The organism is Streptomyces sp. E11-3 (assembly GCF_046540415.1).
Classification (GTDB): Bacteria; Actinomycetota; Actinomycetes; order Streptomycetales; family Streptomycetaceae; genus Streptomyces.
Genome location: NZ_JAZGRL010000001.1, coordinates 892,367 through 914,553, shown reverse-complemented (window position 1 = coordinate 914,553; position 22,187 = coordinate 892,367). Strand labels below are relative to the sequence as shown.

The 22,187-nt window shown below is 71.4% G+C and carries 23 protein-coding genes, 1 tRNA gene, 1 pseudogene and 1 riboswitch; of the genes and pseudogenes, 13 read left to right on the top strand and 12 right to left on the bottom strand.

The annotated features are described in order from the left end of the window. Positions 1-38: 38 nt before the first annotated feature. The 3 genes from U9R90_RS04030 to U9R90_RS04020 all read right to left on the bottom strand — a co-directional run bounded on the left by U9R90_RS04030 (position 39) and on the right by U9R90_RS04020 (position 2,202). A complete protein-coding gene (locus U9R90_RS04030) occupies positions 39-887 on the bottom strand; it encodes an SAM-dependent methyltransferase (protein WP_411054971.1) in 849 nt (282 codons plus the stop codon). Between the two features lie 154 nt (positions 888-1,041). Further along, positions 1,042-1,752, bottom strand: coding sequence for a class I SAM-dependent methyltransferase (locus tag U9R90_RS04025; protein WP_411054970.1), 711 nt, complete (start codon positions 1,750-1,752; stop codon positions 1,042-1,044). A 72-nt stretch (positions 1,753-1,824) separates the two neighbouring features. After that, positions 1,825-2,202, bottom strand: a complete 378-nt coding sequence (locus U9R90_RS04020) for an ArsR/SmtB family transcription factor (protein ID WP_411054969.1) — start codon at positions 2,200-2,202, stop codon at positions 1,825-1,827. 106 nt (positions 2,203-2,308) lie between these two features. On the opposite strand from U9R90_RS04020, the gene U9R90_RS04015 reads away from it, so the two are divergent. Beyond that, positions 2,309-3,769: an MFS transporter gene (locus tag U9R90_RS04015; protein WP_411054968.1), complete on the top strand. Its 1,461-nt coding sequence runs from the start codon at positions 2,309-2,311 to the stop codon at positions 3,767-3,769. Between the two features lie 121 nt (positions 3,770-3,890). On the opposite strand, the gene U9R90_RS04010 is transcribed toward U9R90_RS04015, so the two are convergent. Both U9R90_RS04010 and U9R90_RS04005 read right to left on the bottom strand, forming a co-directional pair. Then, positions 3,891-4,016, bottom strand: a complete 126-nt coding sequence (locus U9R90_RS04010) for a hypothetical protein (protein ID WP_411054967.1) — start codon at positions 4,014-4,016, stop codon at positions 3,891-3,893. A gap of 103 nt (positions 4,017-4,119) precedes the next feature. Continuing rightward, positions 4,120-4,293, bottom strand: a pseudogene (locus U9R90_RS04005) (UPF0261 family protein); the annotation flags it as partial. A 167-nt stretch (positions 4,294-4,460) separates the two neighbouring features. Between U9R90_RS04005 and U9R90_RS04000 the strand changes: the two are divergent. Further along, entirely contained in the window at positions 4,461-4,874 is a 414-nt protein-coding gene (locus U9R90_RS04000; protein WP_411054966.1) for a (2Fe-2S) ferredoxin domain-containing protein, read from the top strand. Positions 4,875-4,936: 62 nt separating this feature from the next. Here the strand turns inward: U9R90_RS04000 and U9R90_RS03995 are convergent, their stop codons facing one another. Then, positions 4,937-5,359 (bottom strand): nuclear transport factor 2 family protein, encoded by a 423-nt coding sequence (locus U9R90_RS03995; protein ID WP_411054965.1) that lies wholly within the window; start codon positions 5,357-5,359, stop codon positions 4,937-4,939. 125 nt (positions 5,360-5,484) lie between these two features. On the opposite strand from U9R90_RS03995, the gene U9R90_RS03990 reads away from it, so the two are divergent. After that, on the top strand, positions 5,485-6,048 hold the full coding sequence (locus tag U9R90_RS03990) for a PadR family transcriptional regulator (protein ID WP_411054964.1): 564 nt from the start codon (positions 5,485-5,487) through the stop codon (positions 6,046-6,048). Then, the gene (locus U9R90_RS03985) at positions 6,041-6,811 is read left to right on the top strand and encodes an SGNH/GDSL hydrolase family protein (RefSeq protein ID WP_411054963.1); all 771 of its coding nucleotides are present in this window, start codon (positions 6,041-6,043) and stop codon (positions 6,809-6,811) included. The genes U9R90_RS03990 and U9R90_RS03985 overlap by 8 nt, the downstream gene beginning before the upstream one ends. A 20-nt stretch (positions 6,812-6,831) precedes the next feature. Here the strand turns inward: U9R90_RS03985 and U9R90_RS03980 are convergent, their stop codons facing one another. Further along, positions 6,832-7,092, bottom strand: a complete 261-nt coding sequence (locus tag U9R90_RS03980) for a hypothetical protein (RefSeq protein ID WP_411057789.1) — start codon at positions 7,090-7,092, stop codon at positions 6,832-6,834. Between U9R90_RS03980 and U9R90_RS03975 the strand changes: the two genes are divergently transcribed. From U9R90_RS03975 to U9R90_RS03965, 3 genes are all read left to right on the top strand, one after another. Further along, positions 7,027-7,215, top strand: a complete 189-nt coding sequence (locus tag U9R90_RS03975; RefSeq protein WP_411057632.1) for a hypothetical protein — start codon at positions 7,027-7,029, stop codon at positions 7,213-7,215. The two genes, U9R90_RS03980 and U9R90_RS03975, sit on opposite strands and share 66 nt — an antisense overlap. A gap of 116 nt (positions 7,216-7,331) precedes the next feature. After that, positions 7,332-8,222 carry an ABC transporter substrate-binding protein gene (locus tag U9R90_RS03970; protein WP_411054962.1) on the top strand — a complete coding sequence of 297 codons (891 nt, stop codon included), beginning with the start codon at positions 7,332-7,334 and terminating at the stop codon, positions 8,220-8,222. A gap of 113 nt (positions 8,223-8,335) precedes the next feature. Then, positions 8,336-9,085 (top strand): cobalt-precorrin-6A reductase, encoded by a 750-nt coding sequence (locus U9R90_RS03965; protein ID WP_411054961.1) that lies wholly within the window; start codon positions 8,336-8,338, stop codon positions 9,083-9,085. Between the two features lie 43 nt (positions 9,086-9,128). Here the strand turns inward: U9R90_RS03965 and cobF are convergent, their stop codons facing one another. The 3 genes from cobF to U9R90_RS03950 all read right to left on the bottom strand — a co-directional run bounded on the left by cobF (position 9,129) and on the right by U9R90_RS03950 (position 11,796). Continuing rightward, complete coding sequence (cobF, locus tag U9R90_RS03960; protein WP_411054960.1) at positions 9,129-9,899, bottom strand: precorrin-6A synthase (deacetylating); 771 nt, start codon at positions 9,897-9,899, stop codon at positions 9,129-9,131. Positions 9,900-9,933: 34 nt separating this feature from the next. Continuing rightward, positions 9,934-11,145: a GTP-binding protein gene (locus U9R90_RS03955; protein WP_411054959.1), complete on the bottom strand. Its 1,212-nt coding sequence runs from the start codon at positions 11,143-11,145 to the stop codon at positions 9,934-9,936. A 96-nt stretch (positions 11,146-11,241) separates the two neighbouring features. After that, entirely contained in the window at positions 11,242-11,796 is a 555-nt protein-coding gene (locus U9R90_RS03950; RefSeq protein WP_411054958.1) for a DUF309 domain-containing protein, read from the bottom strand. Between the two features lie 98 nt (positions 11,797-11,894). Between U9R90_RS03950 and U9R90_RS03945 the strand changes: the two genes are divergently transcribed. Further along, positions 11,895-11,995, top strand: a tRNA-OTHER gene (locus U9R90_RS03945). A gap of 117 nt (positions 11,996-12,112) precedes the next feature. On the opposite strand, the gene U9R90_RS03940 is transcribed toward U9R90_RS03945, so the two are convergent. Beyond that, positions 12,113-12,832, bottom strand: coding sequence for a vWA domain-containing protein (locus U9R90_RS03940; RefSeq protein WP_411054957.1), 720 nt, complete (start codon positions 12,830-12,832; stop codon positions 12,113-12,115). Between the two features lie 171 nt (positions 12,833-13,003). On the opposite strand from U9R90_RS03940, the gene U9R90_RS03935 reads away from it, so the two are divergent. Then, a complete protein-coding gene (locus U9R90_RS03935) occupies positions 13,004-14,449 on the top strand; it encodes a glyceraldehyde-3-phosphate dehydrogenase (protein ID WP_411054956.1) in 1,446 nt (481 codons plus the stop codon). Between the two features lie 99 nt (positions 14,450-14,548). Here U9R90_RS03935 and U9R90_RS03930 read toward each other — a convergent pair whose 3' ends face one another. After that, positions 14,549-16,762 carry an MMPL family transporter gene (locus U9R90_RS03930; RefSeq protein ID WP_411054955.1) on the bottom strand — a complete coding sequence of 738 codons (2,214 nt, stop codon included), beginning with the start codon at positions 16,760-16,762 and terminating at the stop codon, positions 14,549-14,551. A gap of 387 nt (positions 16,763-17,149) precedes the next feature. On the opposite strand from U9R90_RS03930, the gene U9R90_RS03925 reads away from it, so the two are divergent. The 4 genes from U9R90_RS03925 to U9R90_RS03910 all read left to right on the top strand — a co-directional run bounded on the left by U9R90_RS03925 (position 17,150) and on the right by U9R90_RS03910 (position 22,133). After that, positions 17,150-18,856: a VanW family protein gene (locus tag U9R90_RS03925; protein ID WP_411057631.1), complete on the top strand. Its 1,707-nt coding sequence runs from the start codon at positions 17,150-17,152 to the stop codon at positions 18,854-18,856. A gap of 96 nt (positions 18,857-18,952) precedes the next feature. Beyond that, a riboswitch (cobalamin riboswitch) is annotated at positions 18,953-19,045 on the top strand. Between the two features lie 156 nt (positions 19,046-19,201). Then, positions 19,202-20,299, top strand: coding sequence for a FecCD family ABC transporter permease (locus U9R90_RS03920; RefSeq protein WP_411054954.1), 1,098 nt, complete (start codon positions 19,202-19,204; stop codon positions 20,297-20,299). Continuing rightward, the gene (locus tag U9R90_RS03915) at positions 20,299-21,066 is read left to right on the top strand and encodes an ABC transporter ATP-binding protein (protein ID WP_411054953.1); all 768 of its coding nucleotides are present in this window, start codon (positions 20,299-20,301) and stop codon (positions 21,064-21,066) included. Before U9R90_RS03920 ends, U9R90_RS03915 begins: the two co-directional genes overlap by 1 nt. Before the next feature lie 35 nt (positions 21,067-21,101). Continuing rightward, positions 21,102-22,133, top strand: a complete 1,032-nt coding sequence (locus tag U9R90_RS03910) for an ABC transporter substrate-binding protein (protein ID WP_411054952.1) — start codon at positions 21,102-21,104, stop codon at positions 22,131-22,133. Positions 22,134-22,187: the final 54 nt, after the last annotated feature.

Sequence of the window (22,187 nt, the reverse complement as noted above, 5' to 3'; positions counted from 1 at the left end):
GTGGGGGAGGGGGGTTCGGGGTGCGCGCTGGGACTGCCTCAGGGCTTGCGGAGGAGCCCGCCGTACTCGTAGATGCCCCGGTTGGTCTTGGTGGCGCCCAGGTACGGGACCAGGTCCTCGTGCACCGGGGCGAGCGGGGGCTGGTCGGGGTCGGGGCGCCAGTCCACGAGGTTGACCAGACCGGGCTCGACCGGTTCCAAGTCCGCTACGAAGACGTCGAGTTCGGCGGGGGTGCGGGTCTGCCAGGGCACGCCGCCACCGGAGATGTGCTCGCTCATCGCGGCACCGCGTACCGGATCGTCGGCGACGACCTGCGAGAGGCCCAGGTAACTGCCGGGCGCCGCCTGGTCGATGACCGTGCGCAGGACCCGCCGGGGTTCGTCGGCGTCGGTGAGGTGGTGCACCACCGACAGGAACAGCACCGCGACCGGCTCGTCGAAGTCGATCAGGCGCCGTACGTCGGGGTGGTCGAGGATCTCCCGCTGGTCGCGCATGTCGCCGGGGATCACGGCGGTGGTGGAGTCGTCGGCGAGCAGGGCCTTGCCGTGCGCGAGCACGATCGGGTCGATGTCGACATAGACGACGCGGGCATCGGGCGCGAACCGCTGGGCGACCTGGTGGACGTTGTCGTCGGTGGGCAGCCCGCAGCCCATGTCGATGAACTGGCGAATCCCCGCGTCCCGCGTCAGATGGCGCACCGCGCGGTACAGGAAGGAACGGTTCTGCCGGGCGATGTCCACGCACTCGGGGAACGACGGCAGCGTGGCGAGCAGGAAGTTCCGGTCGACCTCGTAGTTGTCCTTGCCGCCCAGCATCCAGCCGTAGGCCCGAGCCGACGTCGGGACGTCGAAGGGCGCGGGTATCGCGTCTGGCTGACTGTCACTCACCACAGTGCGTTCTCCAGCTCTCCCTCGGGGGCGGGCTCGGGCGCCCGTTCCGTGGCGGCGAGACTATCCCGTGATCGCGATGTGGGTAAACGGAACCGGATCAGCAACGGGCCCGTGCCCGTACGGGGTTGGCGGCCGCTCCCGTCCTCGGGCCCTACCCTCGGGTAGCCACCACCAGGCGGCAACGCGGGCTGCCGTCGGGCCGTCGGCCGAGCTCGGGCAGCGCGTACAACTCCACCGTGAACCCGGCCCGCGCCAGCTCCTGGCGTACGTCCGCGAGTCCGAACTGCCGGTAGTACATGACGAAACGCGGCCGCCACAGCGCGTTGCGTACCCGCATCGCCGTGTCGAAGCCCAGCAGCACCCAGTACGCCGGTGAACCCGGCCGCGGGGGAGCCGCCACCGGGAAGGCGAACCGCCCGCCGGGCTTGAGCGCCGCGTGCACCTGGGCGAACAGGCCGGGCCGCTCGTACGGCAGGAAGTGCCCGAACGCCCCGAAGCTCACCACCAGGTCGAAGGCCGAGCGGAATGGCAGGGCCCGCACATCGGCCCGTACGAGATCGACCTGCGGGGCGGCGGCGCGGGCCACGGCGAGCATGCCCGCGCTGTTGTCGACACCGGTGACCCGCTCCCGGCACACCTGCCCGAGGACGTTCAGGCCGGCGCCCGTACCGCAGCACAGATCGAGGCCGCTGCCGAACGGCCCCAGTTGGCGCAGGATCTCCGTCGTGGAGTCGAGCACCACGTCCGGGGTCCGGAAGGGCGTGTGGTCGAACTTGGGGGCCAGCAGGTCGTAGCCGCGCTCGACGGACGACAGTGCCTGGACGGCCAGTTCGCGGAAGGTGGGGCCCTCGGGTGTGAACATCGGGCTCAGCATAGGCGGGGTCCGTGCGCGGTCCCGGTACCCGGACGAGCGCGTGGGCTCGTAGGCAGGCCGTCAGGCGTGCCAGGGCTCCCCGGTGACCTGGTGGTCGGCATGGCTCAGGGCCTCGATGACCAGGCGGCGCAGATGCCCGTCGGTGAGGGCGTACACCGCGCGGCGGCCTTCCCTACGGGCGTGTACGAGCCCGGCGAGCCGCAGTTTGGCCAGATGCTGGCTGACCGCGGTGCGGGCGGCCCCGCTCGCGGCGGTCAGCGCGGTGACGTCCGCCTCGCCCTCGGCCAGCAGCCACAGCAGGTGCAGCCGGGTCGGGTCCGCGAGCAGCGCGAAGACCGACGACGCGGTCTGGAGCTGCTCAGCGCCCGGAGCGCGCTGATGCGTATCCGTTGCAACGTGCGTATCCGTTGCAACTGGGGTCTGTTCGCGTCCGGGCATGGAGCCATCGTAGTCCGGTCGGCCCCTCACGTGCATACGTGCGCAGGTGCGCACGTATGGCTATGGTGGTGAGTGATGTTCGAGCCGCCGAGCGAAGGACGTGCCCGTGCTGTCCGTGTTGCGGAGCCGCACCTACCGCCACCTGTTCGCCGCTCAGGTCGTCGCGCTGGTGGGTACGGGCCTGGCGACGGTGGCGCTGAGCCTGCTGGCGTACGACATCGCGGGCGGGGACGCCTCCGCGGTGCTCGGTACCGCCCTGGCCATCAAGATGGTCGCCTATGTGGCCATCGCGCCGGTGGTGAGCGCGGTCGCGGACCGGGTGCCGAGGCGCACGCTGATGGTCGCGCTGGACCTCACCCGCGCCGGTGTCGCGGTGACCCTGCCGTTCGTCACCCAGGTCTGGCAGGTCTACGTCCTGATCTTCCTGCTCCAGGCGGCTTCGGCGGCCTTCACTCCGACCTTCCAGGCCACCATCCCCACCGTGCTGCCCGCCGAGCGCGACTACACACGGGCGCTGTCGATGTCCCGCCTCGCCTACGACCTGGAGAGCCTGTTCAGTCCGGCGCTGGCCGCGGCCCTGCTGTACGTGGTCACCTTCAACTGGCTGTTCGTCGGCACCGCGTGCGGGTTCGTGGCCTCGGCCGCGCTGGTCGTCTCGTGCGTGCTGCCCAGGACCGCACCGGTGGAGCACTCGGCGCACGCGTCGGGCCAAGGAGCGTCGGGCCAAGGAGCGTCGGGCCGAGGAGCCTCGGGCCGAGGGGCCTCCGGTCAACGCGTCCTCGGTCAAGGAGCCTTCGGGCAAGGCGTCTTCGGCAAGGCCCCGTTCGGTGTTCGGCTCTTCTGGGCGACCCCGCGACTGCGTGCGCTGCTCGCGCTGGATCTCGCGGTCGCGGCGGCGGGCGCAATGGTGATCGTCAACACCGTCGTGCTGGTACGCGACCAACTCGGCCGCACGGCGGGGGATGTCTCCCTCGCGCTCGGCGCCTACGGGGGCGGATCGATGCTGGTCGCGCTGCTGCTGCCACGGGTGCTCGACCGGGTCGGCGACCGCGCGGTGATGCTCCCCGCCGGGATGGCCCTGCCCGCCGTCTTCGCCGCGTACGGCGTACTGACCGCATCGGGCCCGTCCTGGCCCGCCCTGCTCGGCGCGTGGTTCGCCTTCGGCGCCGCGTGCTCCGCGGTGCTCACCCCGGCAGGGCGGCTGATCCGCCGCTCGGCCGCGCCGGCCGACCTCCCGGCCGCGTTCGCCGCGCAGTTCTCCCTCGCGCACAGCTGCTGGCTGCTCACGTATCCGCTGGCCGGGTGGCTCGCCGCGGCCGCGGGGATGGCCGCCACTTCCTGGGTACTGGCGGCCGTCGCGCTGGCGGGCGCGCTCACCGCCGTACTGACGTGGCCCACCCGGGACTTCACGCGGCTCGACCACGACCACAGCGGCCTGCCACCCGACCACCCGCACCTCGCCGAGGCGCGGGCCCACGCCACGGCTCACGGCTACCGGCACAGCCACCCGTACGTCATCGACCGGCTGCATCCGCACTGGCCGCGGTCCCACCGGACGGTCCGCTGATCATGCGGTGCAGCCGCTCGGCCGCGGCCCGCCCGAAGGCCGGGGCGTGGTACGGGCCGTGCGGCGCGCCGAGCGTGGACAGTTTGCGCGGCGGCAGGTACGGCGCCGCGGTCGGACGCCCTCACCGGTGAGCGCCTCCAGGGCCCGGCCGTCGGCGCCGCTGGGTGAGGAAGACCAGGACCTCGTAGCCGAGTTCGATCAGCCGCTCCCGTGCCGCGTCCACGCCGGGAGCCGTCACTCCGGCCATGCTGGCGGCCACCAAAAACTTGCCCCGCCTGGAGGTCGGTGGCGGAGGTCATCGAGGACGCCATCAGCTTGGGTAACCCGAGTGGCAGGACGCGCATCGCCCAGGTCGCGATCGAGGTGCCCCCGCCGCCGACGGCCAGCGCTCCGTGCGGCCGGTGCTCGGCGTACAGCCGCCGCCTGGCGACCGCGGCGACGCCGCGGACCATGGCCGTCACGGCGGCCCCGCGGTTCCCGGCTGTCCGCAGCTCGCCCAGCTCGGCGCCCGCCGCGCGGGCCACCTCGCCGAGTGTGACGCCCGGCCGCCCGCAGGACGCTCAGCGCCCAACCCGTATGATCGAACTGGGCCCCGCGGTCTCCGCGTTGGCCTGGGCGGACCCGATCTGCTGATCACCGCCGACCGAGCGGGCCGGATCGCGGCCCACCCCATCGCAGAGCGGAACCGGCTGTGACCCGACACGCCTTCGTACGGCCTACGGTGCAACGCCCCTGCACCCTCGTGGTGTGCCGGGGCTGCTGCTGCGGCGACCGCCGCAAGATCCCGGGCACCGACCACGAGTGGCAGCTGGACCGGCTGCTGGCCGCCGCCGCGGACTCCGGCGGGCGGATCGCGGTCCGCACCACCGACTGCCTCGGGCCATGCGACTACGCCAACGTGGTGGTCGTCCAGCCGTCGGCCGACGGGCGGCGCAAGGGCGGCCGGGCCACCTGGATAGGGCTCGCCCTGGACGACGGCTGCACCGACGAGATCATCGAGTGGGCGACGGCGGGCGGCCCCGGCATCGCCGAGCCGCCACCCGCCCTCGCCCTGCAGTTCGTCCGCCCGCCCCGGGCCGCCACCCGCTCGCGCGCGAGGCGATGAGGGGCCACGCCCTGGACGTCGAGGCGGCCGCCGCAAGCGCGGCCGCCGCAGACTGACTCCGGTCAGCCCTCCACCAGGCCATCCTCCACCAGCCCCGCGTACACCGCGGCGCTCAGCGTCTGCACCGCCGACAGCGGCCTGACCATGACCGTGAACTCCTTGATCAGGCCCTGCTCGTCGAAGTGCAGCAGGTCCAGACCGTGGATCTCCTTGCCGTCGACCCTGGTGCGGAAGAGCAGGATCTCGGAGTCGGCGGAGGCGCCGTCGCGGCTGGTCTCGGCGGTGCCCTCGTACGCCCCGATGTAGCGGAAGTCCTCGAACGTACGCAGGAGGACCTTCAGCACGCCGAGAAACATCTCGCGGCCCTCGAACGGGGTGAACTTCACCGGGCTGTAGAAGCGCACATCGGGGGTGAACAGGCCCTCCATCGCGGCCAGATCGCCCTTCTCCACCGCGGTGCGGAAGCTTGCTGCTGTGGTCGGCACGGGTTTGCCCTCCCGGGGTCGGATCGCAGCCCATCCATAGTCATGAATGTGACTAGTCAGATTGATGAGTATGCTGGATGCGGAGACGACGTCAAGAGAAGGACCAGATGAAGGGGGCGGCAGCGATGGCATTGCGTCACGCCGTGCTGGCGGCGCTGCTGGACGGCGAGTACAGCGGCTACCAGATCGCCAAGGGCTTTGACATCGGCGTCGCCAACTTCTGGCACGCCCTTCCCCAGCAGCTCTACGCCGAGCTGGCCAGACTGGAGAAGGACGGCCTGGTCACGGGCCGTGAGGTGGTGCAGCAGGGCCGCCCCAACAAACGGCTCTTCAAGGTCACAGGCAAGGGGCTCGCCGAGCTTGAGCGCTTCGCGGCGGACACCGCGAAACCCTCCTTCATCCGGGACGACCTGATGGTCAAGGTGCACGCCGTGGACCGCACCGAAGCGGCCGCGGTCATCGAGCAGTTGGCGGAACGGGCCGCCGTCGCGGAGGCGAAGACCGCGGTCCTCACCGCGCTCCTCGAGAAACTCCGCGGTGACCTGGACGAAGCGGAGTTCCTGCGCGCCGGGGCCCGCGTCGGGCCGTATCTGACCTGTCTGCGGGGCCTGAGCTTCGAGCGCGAGCAGCGGGACTGGTGCCTGCGGACCGCGGCTGTGCTGCGGGCCAGGGAGCGGGCCCATGCCTGAGTACCTGCGCTATGTCGCCCTCGGCGACAGCCAGACCGAAGGCATCGGCGACGGCGACGACACGGTCGGGCACCGCGGCTGGGCCGACCGGCTGGCCGAGCGGCTCACCGATCTCGATCCCGCGGTCGGCTACGCCAATCTGGCCGTACGGGGCAGACGCGCCGCGCAGGTACGCGCCGAGCAGCTCGCCCCCGCGCTCGCCCTGGAACCCGACCTCGCCACCGTCTTCGCGGGGGTCAACGACCTGATCCGGCCCGGGTACGACGCCGCGGCGGTGGTCGGCGAACTGGATGCGATGTTCGCCGCGCTCACCGGTGCGGGCGCCACGGTGGTCACCCTCACCTTCCCCGACATCGGCGCGCTCGTCCCCCTCGCGCGCGGACTGCGGCCCCGCGTGGCGGACTTCAACACCCGCGTACGGGCGGCCGCCGCCCGGCACGGCGTGCTCGTCGCCGACACGGCCGAGCCCCCGGTCACCACCGACCCGCGCCTGTGGTCCGCGGACCGGCTGCACGCCAGCCCTCTCGGACACGCCCGGATCGCCGCCGCGGTCGCCGACACGCTGGGCCTCCCCGGCAGCGACGCCTCCTGGGTCCGCCCCCTGCCGACGCCGCGCCCGCGCTCGACGATCGCCGGCGAGGCGCGCTGGGCGGCGGACTTCCTCGGTCCGTGGGTCGCCCGCCGGCTACGCGGCCAGTCTTCGGGCGACACCCGCACGGCCAAGCGCCCGCACCTCACTCCACTCGGCCGCGCTGGCGCCTGAGGCGGGGCCCGGCCCCAAGCTCAGTGCGGCGCGCCGTGGTTGTGGGTCAGCGCCAGCGTCACCGTCTCGGCCATGGCCGCGTCACGGCCCGCCGCCGCGTACGCCACCTCGTAGTCCGCGGCGGGCAGCTGGATGCGCAGGTGCCTGTCGCACTCCGTACGGAAAGCGGTGGTGGTGGCCAGCGGCGGCTGCGCCTGTGGACCGAACCCGGCTGGGTGGTCTGCGAAGTGGCCGACGACGGACCCCGCACCCCCACACCACCGGTGGCTTTCCCCGGGCACGTACCGCCCCAGCCGCGGGCCGCGACGGGGCACGGCATGTGGGTCGTACGGCAGCTGAGTGACCTGGTCACCGAACACATCCGACCCTCGGGATCACAGGTACGGCTCTACTTCCGCGACTGATTCCACAGGCGGCCCCAACTCCCTTTGTTGAATGCGGTCTTGTGCGCGGCCGTTGGCCGGTTCAGGGTGTCTCCCAACCGGAGTGCGGTACGGATCACGGAGGCAGGTGGGGCGGCGTGGTGCACGACGACGGCTGGGAGTTCACCGACGACCGGGGTGTGACGGTGCGCGCGGGGCGCAGGCCCGAACGGGTGCTGGCCTATGTGCGGGCCGGAGCCGCGCTGAGCGATCTGGGCGTGGCACCGGTGGCGGTGTACGGCTCGGCCCACGACGGCCCGGCACTGGACCAAGCCAAGGCGGGCGCCCTGCGCCGCACGGACATCACCTACCTCGGCCCCGGCGCGGCCCTGGACGCCGCCGCGCTCCGGGACGTACGCCCGGACCTGGTGCTCGACGTCACCTACGACGGCACCCGGCCGTACGCCGTGGACGAGGCGGCCGCCCGCGCGGCGGACATCCCCGTACTCGCCCTGTCCGTGGCTGGTACGGAACCACTCCCCGCCATCCTGCGGCGCTTCACCGAACTCGCCGCCGCGCTAGGGCGTGTGTCGGAAGTCCCCGTCGACCCGGACGCACAGCTCTCGGGCGCCGAGCAGACGGTCCGCGCGGCCGCCGCGAGCGGCCCGCCACTCCGGGTACTCGCCCTGTCGGCGGCGGCTTCAGGCGACGTACACCTCGCCCGCCCGGACGCCTGGCCCGAACTGCGACACCTGGCGGGCCTCGGCGTCCGGTTCGTGCATCCGGACCCGGCGGGCGGCGTCAACTGGCACACCACGACCTGGGAGCAGGTGGGCGGCCTCGGCGCCGACCTCGTCCTGGCCGACTGCCGGGGCAACGCCGTACAGCCACCCGGCCTGGACGCCGTCGCCGCCTGGCGCACGCTCACCACCGAAGCCCTGGTGGAGCCCTGGAACCCCGAGCTTCCGTGCAGTCCGGCCGCCTGCTCGGCGTACTTCCGGGCGGTCGCGGACGCGCTGGTCATCCTCCGGGACAAGCGGTCCGGCTGAGACACAGCGCGAAGCGCAGCGGGCTTGGTGACGGCCGCGCGAACTGGAGCGGTCCGGGTGACGGCCGCGCGAACCGGATAGGATCTGCCGGTTCCTCTGGCGCGGAGAGTGAGATGAGTGCGGCACACCTGCTGATCCTGGGCGGCACCACCGAGGCGCGACGACTCGCCTCCGCCGTGGCCGGGCGCCCGGAACTGCGGGTGACCAGCTCCCTCGCCGGTCGGGTCGCCCGCCCTGGCGAGCTCCCCGGCGAGGTCCGTATCGGAGGGTTCGGCGGCGCCGACGGGCTGGCCGACTGGCTGCGTACCCACCAGGTGGACGCGCTGGTCGACGCGACGCACCCGTTCGCCGAGGCCATCAGCGCGCACGCCGCCCAGGCTGCCGCGACGACCGGGGTACCGCTGCTCGCCCTGCGCCGCCCCGGCTGGCAGCCGGGACCGGGCGACCGCTGGCACCCGGTGGGCTCACTGGACGAAGCGGCCGCGTTGCTGCCGGAGCTGGGAGGGAAGCGGATCTTCCTCACCACGGGTCGGCTCGGCCTCCCGGCCTTCGCCGCACTCGACGGACTCCACTTCGTCGTACGGTCGGTGGAGGAGCCCGAGCCGCCGCTGCCGCGCCACGCGGAGATCATCCTCGACCGTGGTCCCTTCACCGTCGACGGCGAGCGGGACCTGCTGCGCGAGCGCCGCATCGACGTACTGGTCACCAAGGACAGCGGAGGCGCGGCCACGGTCGCCAAGCTGGTCGCGGCGCGGGAGCTCGGCGTGCCGGTGGTGGTCGTCGGCCGTCCGGCGCCGCCGCCGGGGGTGCCGGTGGCCACGGACGTCGGGGACGTGCTGCCCTGGCTCGACCGGGCGTGCTGACAACCTGCCGTTCCGGACATGCTGACAACCTGCCGCTTTGGGGCTACTCCTCTGGGTTGCGCCGCAGCAGATAGGTATCCATGATCCACCCCTTGCGCTCCCGCGCCTCGGCCCGCAGCCGCTCAATCCGCGGCGCCGCCTCGGCGATCGGCCCGGAGACCAGGATCTCGTCCGGCGTGCCGATGTACGCGCCCCAGTGGATGTCCATGTCCTGGTCGGCGTAGCGCGTGAAGGCCTGATGCGCGTCGAGCATCACCACCACGTCGTCCACCCCGTCCGGAAAGCCCTCGGCGAGCCGCCGCCCGGTGGTGATCTGCACCGGGCGCGCCACCCGGTTGAGTCCCGTACGGTGCCGGGCCACCAGGGCGGAGACGCTGCTGATGCCCGGGACGACGTCGTACGCGAAGTCCACCCGCCCGCGCTCCAGGATCTCCTGGAGGATCCCGAGCGTGCTGTCGTACAGCGCCGGATCGCCCCACACCAGGAACGCGCCGCTGCCGTCTTCGTCGAGCTCGTCGAGGATCAGCCGCTCGTAGATGTCGGCGCGCCGGGTACGCCAGTCACCGACGGCGGGGGAGTACGCGGCGCCCTGGGCCTTGCGGTCCCGGTCCGGGTCGCGCGCCTCGACCAGCCGGTAGGACCCCTCGGGCAGATGCGCGTCGAGAATGTCCCGGCGCAACTGCACCAGGTCGGACTTCTCCTCTCCCTTGTCGAGGATGAAGAACACGTCGGTCGCCTGGAGCGCCTTGACGGCCTGCAGGGTCAGCTGGTCCGGGTCGCCCGCCCCGATACCGATCACATGAATCGTTCGCACCGGGCCAGTGTGCCGTACGGAAGAACCTGCGCTCTCAGCGCTCCCGCTCGCAGGCGTCGACCGGGTGGACGTCCCAGGCGGGGAAGGGGTCGGGCAGCCGGTTCCAGTGGGCCGGGCCCGCGGTCAGCTCGGCGTCGGTCAGCAGGCACCGGACCAGCGCCTCGCGCAGCGCGTCGTGCCGCAGGTCGGTACCGATGAAGACGAGCTCCTGCCCCTGCGGCAGGTCCTCGCCTGCCTGGCCCTGGGGCGTCTCTCCGCCGTCGTGCGCCGCGGTCGGCTCAAAGCGGGCGACGGACCCGGCGTGCGACCACAGGCCGGTGACGCCCGGCCGGGTGGCCAGCGTGAAGAAGCCCTTGGAGCGCAGCACTTGGCCGTACGTCCCCTCGTCCAGCGGCCCGGTGACCAGCTGCCACAGTCGCTCGGGGTGGAAGGGCCGCGGATCGCGCAGCACGAGCGAGGAGATCCCGTACTCCTCCGTCTCGGGTACGTGGTCGCCGTTCAACTCGGCGACCCAGCCGGGCGCCTGCTCGGCCTTGGACAGGTCGAACAGGCCGGTGCCCAGGAGCTCGGCCGGGTCGATCACGCCGTGCGCGATACGCCGAACGCGGGCCGAGGGGTTGAGCCGCAGGAGCGTGGCCTCCAGCCTGCCCGCGTCCTCCTCGCTCACCAGGTCGGTCTTGTTGAGCAGGATCACATCGGCGAACTCGACCTGGTCGATGAGCAGATCGGTCACCGTACGCTCGTCGTCCTCGACCGGGGCGAGCCCGCGCTCGGTGAGCTCGTCGCCGCGGTCCAGCTCGGGCAGGAAGTTCACCGCGTCCACGACGGTGACCATGGTGTCCAGCCGGGCCAGACCGGTGAGCGAGGCGCCGTCGTCACGGGCGAAGGCGAAGGTCGCGGCGACCGGCATCGGCTCCGAGATGCCGCTGCTCTCGATGAGCAGATAGTCGAAGCGCCCCTCGCGGGCGAGCCGTGCCACCTCGTCGAGCAGGTCGTCGCGCAGGGTGCAGCAGATGCACCCGTTGGTCATCTCGACCAGCCGCTCCTCGGTCCGGGAGAGCGAGCCCCCGTCGCGGACCAGCGAGGCGTCGATGTTGATCTCGCTCATGTCGTTGACGACGACCGCGACCCGCAGCCCCTGCCGGTTGCCCAGGACGTGGTTGAGCAGCGTGGTCTTGCCCGCGCCGAGGAAGCCGGAGAGGACGGTCACGGGCAGCGGCGGGCTGTCCAGGGGGAGGGTGGACACAGGTGATTCCTCGCTCGGTGGGGTGGCACGACAGAGGAAGCACGCTAGCTTAATGGAAACGATTGTCACAACCGAAAGGGAATGGCCGGGGCGCGGTCACCGCTCCGCACGAAGCCGGGGCGCGCAGGCCGCCGCGTCGACCGGCTCGGCATCCCGCTCCAGGCGGTCCGCCAACGCCCTGGCCCAGTCGACGAGTCCGCGGATGTCGATCCCGTACGGCCCCTGGTCGCTGCCCGAACCGCCCGCGTACTCTCCGCCGACGGCGCCCGCACCCCTGCGCAGCAGCCGCGCACCTCCCGTGGTGTTCCCCCGCGCCGCGTGCGTGAGGCCGACGGCCAGCTGGGCCAGCCCGCGCCACAGTGCCCGCTCCTCCTCGGGCCCCGACTTCCAGGCGTCCTCGAACACCTCATGCGCATGGAACGGCCGCCCCGCGTCCAGCAGCGCCTGCGCCTCGGCGACCGTCTCGTCCGGCGTACGCACCACCCCCTCCGGCTGGCGCTCGACGCCGTCGGCTCCGTACGGCAGCGGGCGGCCGAGGCCGTCCCGCGGCCGGGCGTTGCGCGCCCGGCCCTCGGTGTCGCGGTCACGGTCTGCGGGGCGGGGTCCGGTACTCACCCTCCGATTGTCGCCTCTCGCCACCGAATCCGGCATTGAGCCAGGTCCGGGGGTGGGTTGGGGGGAATGGCGGGGTTCTGGGTGAGGTAAGGTTCTGACTGTGCGAGCGCGGGAAGCCCCGCGGATCAGCACATCGGGACGTGGCGCAGCTTGGTAGCGCACTTGACTGGGGGTCAAGGGGTCGCGCACTTGACTGGGGGTCAAGGGGTCGCAGGTTCAAATCCTGTCGTCCCGACTCGAAAGAGTCGCAGATCAAGGGGCCGTTTCAGAGGAATCTGAAACGGCCCCTTGATCGTTTCCGGGGTCGGATGAGGGGTGCCCGGCGGGCGGGGCGCCCGGTGGTCGTCGTCCGTCAGTCCCGCACGATGCCGTGCGCGCGAGCGGCTGCCAGCCAGGACGGGAACTCGCCGATGAGCCGGTCGTACAGCTCCTCGTCGCGGATGCGAGGCGGGTCCTGGCCCGCGTGGAAGAAGCCCGCGTTGTCGACGGGGCGCTTGGCCGGGACCGCCAGTTCGTCGAGCTTGCGCAGAAAGTCGAACTGGCGGCTGTCAGGGTCGCCGAAGCCGACGAACTGCCAGAACATCGGCAGTTCGGCCGCCTTGCACAGGTACCGCTCGGCGGCGAACTTGCTGGTCGGCCCGCCGTCCGTCTGGAACACGACGAGGGCCGGATCGGTGGCGCCGCTCCCGAGGTAGTGGTCGATCACCGCGTCCATGGCCAAGTGGTAGTTGGTCCTGCCCATATGTCCGAGTTCCGCGACGATCCGGTCGATCCGGCCCTCGTGGTCGGCGAGCTCGATCTCCGTCTCGGTATCGACGTCGGTCGAGAAGAAGACGACCGGGACACACCCGTCGTCGTCGAGCTGCGCCGACAGACCAAGCACTCGGTCGGCCAGGGCCTGCACGCTGCCGTTCTTGTAGTACGGGCGCATCGAGCCCGAGTGGTCGACGACCAGATACACCGCGGCGCGCTGTCCGTGCAGGCCGTGCTTGCGCAGGGACAGGCCGGCCTGCTTGTAGAGGCTGACGAGAGCGGGGGCGGTCTCCTCCACCTTCTGGAGGCTGATGGCCATGTGCGGCTCCGTTCCCACCAGTTGACGGACTGGTCGAGGTGTCGAGGATACGGCGCCGGGCCCTGGTAGGGGACGGGCCGCTGCGCGGTGCGAGACCCAGGGGCACCGCTTGAATGATCAAAGTGGAGTGGGGTTACCATATGAGCACCGCCTAGCTCGAAAGATAACCCTGTGACTGTCAACGACGACTCGTTCACCAACTGGAAGAACCGCGAGGAGATCGCGGAGTCAATGATCCCGATCATCGGGAAGCTGCATCGTGAGCGGGACGTCACCGTCCTGCTTCACAGCCGCTCCTTGGTGAACAAGTCGGTGGTCAGCATTCTCAAGACCCACCGGTTCGCCCGGCAGATCGCGGGTGAGGAGCTCTCGGTCACCGAGACGCTGCCGTTCCTGCAGGCCCTCACCACGCTCGACCTCGGCCCGTCCCAGATCGACCTCGGGATGCTCGCCGCGACGTACAAGGCCGACGACCGCGGTCTGTCGGTGGCGGAGTTCACCGCCGAGGCCGTCGTCGGCGCCACGGGTGCCAACAAGATCGAGCGCAGCGAAGGACGCGATGTCGTTCTCTACGGGTTCGGCCGCATCGGCCGCCTCGTCGCCCGCCTGCTCATCGAGAAGGCCGGTTCCGGCAACGGCCTGCGGCTGCGTGCCATCGTCGTCCGCCAGGGCGGCGAGCAGGACATCGTCAAGCGCGCGTCGCTGCTGCGCCGCGACTCCATCCACGGCCAGTTCCAGGGCACCATCACCGTTGACGAGGCGAACAGCACGATCATCGCCAACGGCAACGAGATCAAGGTGATCTACGCGAACGACCCGTCGGAGGTCGACTACACGGCGTACGGCATCAAGGACGCCATCCTGATCGACAACACCGGCAAGTGGCGTGACCGCGAGGGCCTCTCGAAGCACCTGCGCCCCGGTATCGACAAGGTCGTCCTGACCGCGCCGGGCAAGGGCGACGTCCCGAACATCGTGCACGGCGTCAACCACGACATGATCAAGCCGGACGAGCAGATCCTGTCCTGCGCGTCCTGCACGACCAACGCGATCGTTCCGCCGCTGAAGGCGATGGCGGACGAGTACGGCGTGCTGCGCGGTCACGTGGAGACCGTCCACTCGTTCACCAACGACCAGAACCTGCTGGACAACTACCACAAGGCCGACCGCCGCGGCCGCTCCGCGCCGCTCAACATGGTCATCACCGAGACCGGTGCCGCGTCCGCCGTCGCCAAGGCGCTGCCCGACCTCAAGGCGCCGATCACCGGCAGCTCGATCCGGGTCCCGGTGCCGGACGTCTCGATCGCGATCCTCAGCCTGCGGCTCGGCCGCGAGACCAACCGCGACGAGGTACTCGACTACCTGCGCAACGTGTCGCTGACCTCGCCGCTCAAGCGCCAGATCGACTTCACCACCGCCCCCGACGCGGTGTCGAACGACTTCATCGGCTCGCGGCACGCCTCGATCGTCGACGCGGGCGCCACCAAGGTCGACGGGGACAACGCGATCCTCTACCTCTGGTACGACAACGAGTTCGGCTACTCGTGCCAGGTCATCCGGGTCGTGCAGCACGTGTCCGGCGTTGAGTACCCGACCTACCCGGTGCCGACTGCCTGATCTCGGCTAGTACGCGCACACGTGCCTCGGCTAGTACGCGCACACGTGAGGGGCCATCTTCGGATGGCCCCTCACGTGCGTCAGGCTGAGGCTCTGAGGTCAGCCGACCGTCACGGACTCCTTCTCGAGCTCCACGGCGGGCGCGGCGGGCCCCGTCGCCTGCTGCAGCCGCTCGCCCTCCACGTCCACGTTGGGCAGGGCCCGGTCGAGCCACTTCGGCAGCCACCAGGCGCGGTGGCCGAGCAGGGCCAGTACGGCCGGGACGATGGCCATCCGGACCACGAAGGCGTCGAAGAGGACGGCGACGGCCAGGCCGAAGCCCATCATCTTGATCATGTCGTCGCTCTCCAGGATGAAGCCGGAGAAGACGCTGATCATGATGATCGCGGCGGCCGAGACCACCCGCCCGCCGTGCGTGAAGCCGGTGGTGATCGCCTCGTCCGGGGTGGCCCCGTGGACATGGGCCTCGCGCATCCGGGTCACCAGGAAGACCTCGTAGTCCATCGCCAGACCGAACACCACACCGATCATGAAGATCGGCATCATGCTCATGATCGGGCCGGGCTGCTCCACGCCCACCAGGTCGGCCAGCCAACCCCACTGGAAGACCGCGACGACGGCGCCGAGCGCGGCGGCCACCGAGAGCAGGAACCCGAGCGCGGCCTTCAGCGGGACCAGGACGGAGCGGAAGACCACCATCAGGAGGAGGAAGGCCAGGCCCACGACCAGCGCCAGGTAGGGCAGCAGGGCGTCGTCCAGGGTCTGCGAGAAGTCGATGGTCATCGCGGTCATACCGGTGACCAGGAGCTCGGTGCCGGTGTCGGCCTGGATGCCGTCGGACAGGCCCCGGATGGACTTCACCAGGTCCTCGGTGGCGTGGTCGCTGGGTCCGGTCTTGGGCACCACCGTCATGATCGCGGTGTCGCCCGCCTCGTTGAACTGCGCGGGCGTCACGGCGGCGGCGTCGCCCTGCTCGGTGACGGCCTTGTCCACCGCTGCGGCCGCCGCCTTGATGTCCCCGCCGCCCTGCGGGTCGAGGGTCAGCGTCAGCGGGCCGTTGAAGCCGGCCCCGAAGGACTCCGACAGCATGTCGTACGCCTTGCGCTGGGTGGAGTCGGGCGCCGCCGTGCCCTCGTCGGGCAGCCCGAGCTCCAGGCTCGCCGCGGGCACGGCGATCACGCCGAGGCCCAGGACGGCCGTGACGAGCACCATGAGCGGGCGGCGGATGACGAACCGCGCCCAGCGGGTGGCGAGCTTCGGCCTGGCCTCGGCGGGCGCCGGCTCTTGGCCCTTGCGCTGCTTGCGGCTGAGCGCCCGGCGTCCGGCGAAGCCCAGCAGGGCCGGGGTCATGGTCAGCGCGATCAGTACGGCGATGGCGACGGTGGCCGCCGCGGCCAGGCCCATCTTGGTGAGGATCGGGATGTTCACCACGGCGAGCCCGGACAGGGCGACGATCACGGTCAGACCGGCGAACACCACGGCCGAACCCGCGGTGCCCACGGCCCGCCCCGCGGCCTCCTCCGGGGTGCGCCCCTCGGAGATCTCCGCACGGTAGCGGGAGACGATGAACAGGGCGTAGTCGATGGCGACCGCGAGGCCGATCATCATCGCCAGCGTCGAGGTCGTGGCTGAGAGGTCAAGCGCACTGCCGAGCGCCGCGATGCCGGAGATCCCGATGCCGACACCCACGATCGCGGAGAGCAGCGGCATCCCGGCCGCCACCAGCGAACCGAAGGTGAGCAGCAGCACCACGGCCGCGACCCCGATGCCGATCAGCTCCGCGGTGCCGCCGAGCTCCTCCTCGGCCGCCACCGCGTCGCCGCCCGTCTCCACCGTGTAGCCGCCGTTCCGGGCGGTGTCGGCGGCCTCGGTCAGCGCGTCACGCGCGTCGTCCGTCAGCTCCATCGCGGGGACCTCGTACGTCACCGATGCGTACGCCGTCGTGCCGTCCTGGCTCACCGCGTCGGCCTCGAAGGGGTCGGCGACCGAGACGACCTGGGGGCCTGCCCCGAGGTCCTTGACCAGCTGGGCGACCTCGGACTTGCCCGCCGCACCGTCGATCTTCTGCCCTTCGGGGGCGCGGATCACGACACGGGCCTGCGCGCCCTCCGCACCGGCCGCGGGGAAGCGCTCGTCGAGGAGGTCGAAGGCCCTCTGCGACTCCGTTCCCGGCATCGAGAAGGAGTCGGCGGGCGGCGCGGGCGCGGCGGCGGACGCGACGCCGACACCCACCAGGACCGCCACCCAGATCAGGGCGACCAGGCCGCGTCGCCTAAAGGCGCGGCGGCCCAGCGCGTACAGGAACGTAGCCACGTGGAATCAAGCTCCGTAGGAAGAAGTGGGCAGGCACGGGAAGGGTGCTGAGCAGGGCGGACGGGGCACCCGGTGAGTGCCGCTGCGTCCTTTTCCATCGTCTCCGTGGCCAGCGGGCCCGGCCTCGCCCGCAGTGACCGTTCCCGTGTACTGCTCCCGCAGTAGGCCCGCCCCATCCCCCTCCACCAGAAGTCGTCACGGCCGGCCGTCGCGTACTGCGCCTGAGGCACCCGCACGCCGAGCGCACCGTGATCCTCCGGACGACGCCGGGAACCGCTGCTTATACGCTGATTAGCGCACATGTGTTCCACCCGACGAGGAGGCTCAGTGCTCCGTTCAGCGCGCCGAGACGGATCAGATCCGGGCGAGGGCGGTCAGCGCCACTGGATACGTCCGGCCGCCCTCACGGTGGGGGTGGCCGGTGCCGCGTTCCTCGGGCTGTACGGGGTCGGCCTGCTGCTCGACGGGGACGACATACCCTCCGGCACCCGGGTACGGGGCGTGGACATCGGCGGGATGGACCGCGCCGAGGCCCGCGCGGCCTTGGACAAGGCGGCCGACGGCGCCTGGTCGAAACCGGTGCCGGTGCGGATGGGCGACGAGGACGGCACCGTCGACGTACGAGCGGCCGGATTCTCCGTCGACACCGGGAAGACCGTCGACCGCGCCGCCCGCGCGGGCAGCGACCCCGTGACCGTCATCGGCCGGCTGCTGACCCGCGGCGACCGGGACATCGACCCGGTCACCCGCGTGGACGAGGACACGGCGCACGCGGCCCTGACCAAGACGGCCAAGACGTACGACCGGCCCCTCAGGAACGGCGCGATCTCGTTCGAGAAGGGCAAACCGGTACCGGTACGGGCACGCGACGGACAGCGCCTCGACACCGACGGCGCGCTCACGGCCCTGCGCTCCGCCTATCCCGTGGCCGAGGACGCGCCGGTCGAGCTTCCCGTACGGCGGACATCGCCCCGCGTACCGGCGGCGGAAGTGACCCGGGCGATGCGGGAGTTCGCCACCCCCGCGATGTCCGCGCCGGTCACGCTCACCGTGCGCGGGAAGCCGGTCGAGATCAGCCCGGCGACCCTCGGCGCCCACCTCACCATGAAGGCGGACAAGGAGTCCGGCCGCCTGCGGCCCGAGCTCGACAGCAAGGCGCTGCTGCGCGACCCGGCGCTGGCCCGCCCGCTCGCCCAGGCGACCGGATCGGGGCCGGTCCCAGCGAAGCTGCGGCTCGACGGCGAGCGCGTGGTGGTGGACTCCGACGGCGAACCCGGGCACAAGGTCACCGCCAAGGCGCTCGGCAGCGCCGTACTGCCGCTGCTGACCAAGAGCGGCGCGGCGCGCACAGGCGAGCTGGCCACCAAGGAGGTGCCGCCGGCCCTGACCCGGCAGACGGTTGACCAACTGGGCATCAAGGAACTGCTGTCCAGCTTCACCGTCAACTTCGAACCCGCCGCGTACCGCACCACCAACATCGGCCGCGCCGCAGAACTGATCAACGGTTCACTGGTCAGGCCGGGGGACACCTGGAGCTTCAACGAGACGGTGGGGGAGCGCACCAAGGCGAACGGCTTCGTCGAAGGCACCTGGATCAATGACGGCCAGTACGGCCAGGCACTCGGCGGCGGGGTCTCGGCCGTCGCCACCACCATGTTCAACGCCGTGTTCTTCGCCGGAGTGAAACCCGTGGAGTACGGGGCGCACTCGTTCTACATAGAGCGCTACCCCGAGGGCCGCGAGGCGACGGTGGCCTGGGGCTCACTCGACCTGAAGTTCCTGAACGACTCCGGTAACGGCATCTACATCCAGACCAGCGCCACCGACACCTCGATCACCGTCACCTTCCTCGGCACCCGCAAGTACGACGAGGTCGAGTCGCTCACCGGACCCCGCACCAAGGTGACCGAGCCGGAGGAACGGACCGGAACCGGCGAGAAGTGCGTACCCCAGCCGCCGCTCGAAGGCTTCGACGTCGCAGTGGACCGGGTTTTCCGCAACGACGGCGAGGAGGTCAGGCGGGAGACCTTCAAGACCCACTACACCCCGCGCGACAAGGTCACTTGCGAGGCGGAGCCGCCGCCAAGCCCATGAGCCGCCGCCAAGACCGTGAGCCGTCGTCCCACCTCGTCGGCCGCCGCCCGGCTGAAGGGGCTCGCGCGGCACGCGCTAGGCTGCGGACATCCCGCGGGGGAAGTCCGGTCGAAGTCCGGCGCTGACCCGCAACGGTAGGCGGAACCAAGGGCCCTGAAGCGGCCCACGGTCCCGTGAGCCCGATTACCCGTGGGACCAGTAGCTCCTGACAACTCGCCGTGGTCTGCGAGAGGGTGCAGCGCGGGGCGCAGTGTGTCCTGGGCCGGTCCTTGGTACGCAGGTGAACGGCCCGAGGCGAAGGCGACACCCCCACTCGTGGCCCCACCGCTCGAACAAACCGCCGCCGTGCCGTCCGCGGCACGCACCGGCGCCGGACCCGCCCCACCCCGGCGCGTCCCGCTGCCACCCCTGCTCGCCGCCCTCTGCGTCGTCGCCGCCCTCTGCGTCGCACTGCTGCTCTCCCTGGTCTGCGGGGCCGGGCTCGGCGCGTCCGGGCTCAGCTGGGGCGAGGTGCTGCGCCATCTGTGGGCCGGGCTGAGCGGCGGGGTGATCTCCCCCGACGAGGTGGCGGCCTACACCATCGTCTGGGAGCTGCGCTTCCCGCGGGCCTTGCTGGCCGCCGTCGTCGGCGCCGGGCTCTCGGCCGTCGGCGTCGCCGTACAGGCCATGGTCCGCAACGCGCTCGCCGACCCCTTCACCCTCGGCATCTCGTCGGGCGCGGCCGTCGGCGCCAACGCCGTGCTGCTCTTCGGGGCGCTCGGCGCGCTCGGCATCTGGGCACTGTCCGCGGCGGCCTTCGCCTCCGCGCTGTGCGCCATGATCCTGGTGTACGCCGTCGCGCGCACCGCCCAAGGGCTGACACCGCTGCGGCTCGTCCTCACCGGCACCGCCATGTACTACGGCTTCTCCGCCATCAGCACCCTGATGGTGTTCATGGCCGAACGGGGCGAGGCGGCCCGCTCCGCGATGATGTGGCTGCTCGGCAGCCTCGCCGGGGCCACCTGGACCTCCGTACCCATCGCCGCGGCGGCCGTACTCGCCGGGCTCGCCCATCTCGCGGTGTCCGCGCGGCGGCTGAACGCCCTGGCCATGGGCGACGAGACGGCGGCCGCGCTCGGCGTGGACGCCGGGCGGCTGCGCAAGGAGCTGTTCCTGCTCGCCGCGGCCGTCACCGGGGCGGTCGTCGCGGTCAGCGGGGCGATCGGCTTCGTCGGGCTGATGGTGCCGCACGCCGCGCGGATGCTGGTCGGCGCCGACCACCGCCGGGTCCTGGCCGTCGCGCCGCTGGCCGGAGCCGTCCTGCTGATCTGGGTGGACATCCTCTCCCGCACCGTACTGGCGCCGACCGAACTGCCGGTCGGTGTGCTGACCGCGGTGATCGGCGTCCCGTGCTTCCTGGTGCTGATGCGGCGCCGCGGCTACAGCTTCGGAGGGGGTGCGTGATGCGTGTCGACATCGACGACCTTACCGTCGAGATCGCAGGCGCGCGGCTGGTGGAGGAGGTGACGCTGGGCGTCGGCAGCGGACAGCTCGTCGGGCTCGTCGGGCCCAACGGCAGTGGCAAGTCGACCCTGTTGCGCTGCGTCTACCGTGCGCTCAAGCCCACCGCGGGCGCCGTCCGGATCGGCGGTGACGACCTGGGCGCCCTGAGCGCCCGCGAAGGCGCCCGGCGACTGGCCGCACTGCCGCAGGAGGCCGCCACCGAGTTCGACTTCACCGTCGCCGAGGTGGTCGCCATGGGGCGGCTGCCGCACCAGCGGTCCGCGGCCAGGACCACCGACGAGGACCGGCGGGTGTGCGCGGACGCCCTGGCCAGGGTCGGCGCCAGTCACCTCGCGGACCGCGGCATCCTCACCCTGTCCGGTGGCGAGAAGCAGCGCGTCCTGATCGCCCGCGCCCTCGCCCAGGAGCCACAGGTCCTCGTCCTGGACGAGCCCACCAACCACCTGGACATCGCCCAGCAGTTGGAAGTGCTGTCCCTGGTACGGGGCAGCGGACTGACCGCGCTCACCTCGCTGCACGACCTCAACCTCGCGGCCGTCCACTGCGATCTGCTCCATGTCATCAAGGACGGGCGGATCGTCGCTTCCGGCGCCCCGCACGACGTCCTCACGTCCGCGCTGCTCGCCGACGTCTTCGGCGTACGGGCGCATCGCGTGCCGCACCCCGAATCCGGGGCGATCCAGCTGCTGTTCGACCGCCTGTCCTGATGGGCCCGCTCACCACCCGCCTCGTAAGGAGTCCCATGTCCCTGTCCCTCCCCGTGCCCCTCCCCGTACGCACCGCAGCTCTGGCACTCACCGCCGCACTCGTGCTCAGCGGCTGCGGCGCCCAGGTCGCGTCCGACGGCGAGACCGATACCAAGGCCGACAGCCGCTACCCGGTGACCATCGAGAACTGCGGCGAGAAGGCGACGTTCGACAAGGCCCCGCGGCGGGTGGTCACCAACGACGTCGGCATCACCGAGATCATGTTCGCGCTCGGACTCGAGGACCGTATGGCGGGCTATGTGATGCCCGACGACAAGGGCGACCTCGACTCCGTCCCCTGGAAGGACGCCTACCAGAAGACCAAGTGGCTTTCCAAGAAGACGATCAACAAGGAACTGGTACTGGACGCCAAGGCCGACCTCGTCTTCGCGGGCTGGAACTACGGCTTCGGCGAGGACAACGGCTTCACGCCCGCCGAGCTGAACCGGCTGGGCATCGACACGTATCTGCTGACCGAGTCGTGCCGCAACGGGCGCGGCAAGGCGCGCGGGGTGATGTCACCGCTCGACGCCCTCTACACCGACCTGCGCAACCTCGGGAAGCTCTTCGACGTGGAGGACCGCGCCGAGCGCCTGGTCGCCACGTTCCGCAAGCAGGTGGCCGACGCCGAGGCCAAGGCGCCCAAGGGCAAGGACCGGCCCCGCGTCTTCCTCTACGACGCCGGCCAGGACAAGCCGCTGACCTCGGGCGCGTACGCCGGGCCGCACGACATCATCACCAAGGCGGGCGGCGACCACGTGATGAAGGACCTCAAGGACAGCTGGACCACGGTCGGTTGGGAGACCGTCGTCGAACGCGACCCGGAGGTCATCGTGATCAACAACTACGGTGACACCACCGCCGAGCAGAAGCGCAGGTTCCTGAAGTCCTACCCGCCGCTCGCGGAGGTCTCGGCCGTCAAGAACGACCGGATCGTCGTCCTGGACTACGTGGACCTGGTCGAGAGCCCGCGCAATCCCGCGGCTGTCGTCTCCCTCGCGAAGGAGCTGCGTGGCGCCGGGTCCTAAGGGAGACGTCCCCTAGTACCGGCCGGGCATCGGGGCGCAGGCGGGGCTCAAAGA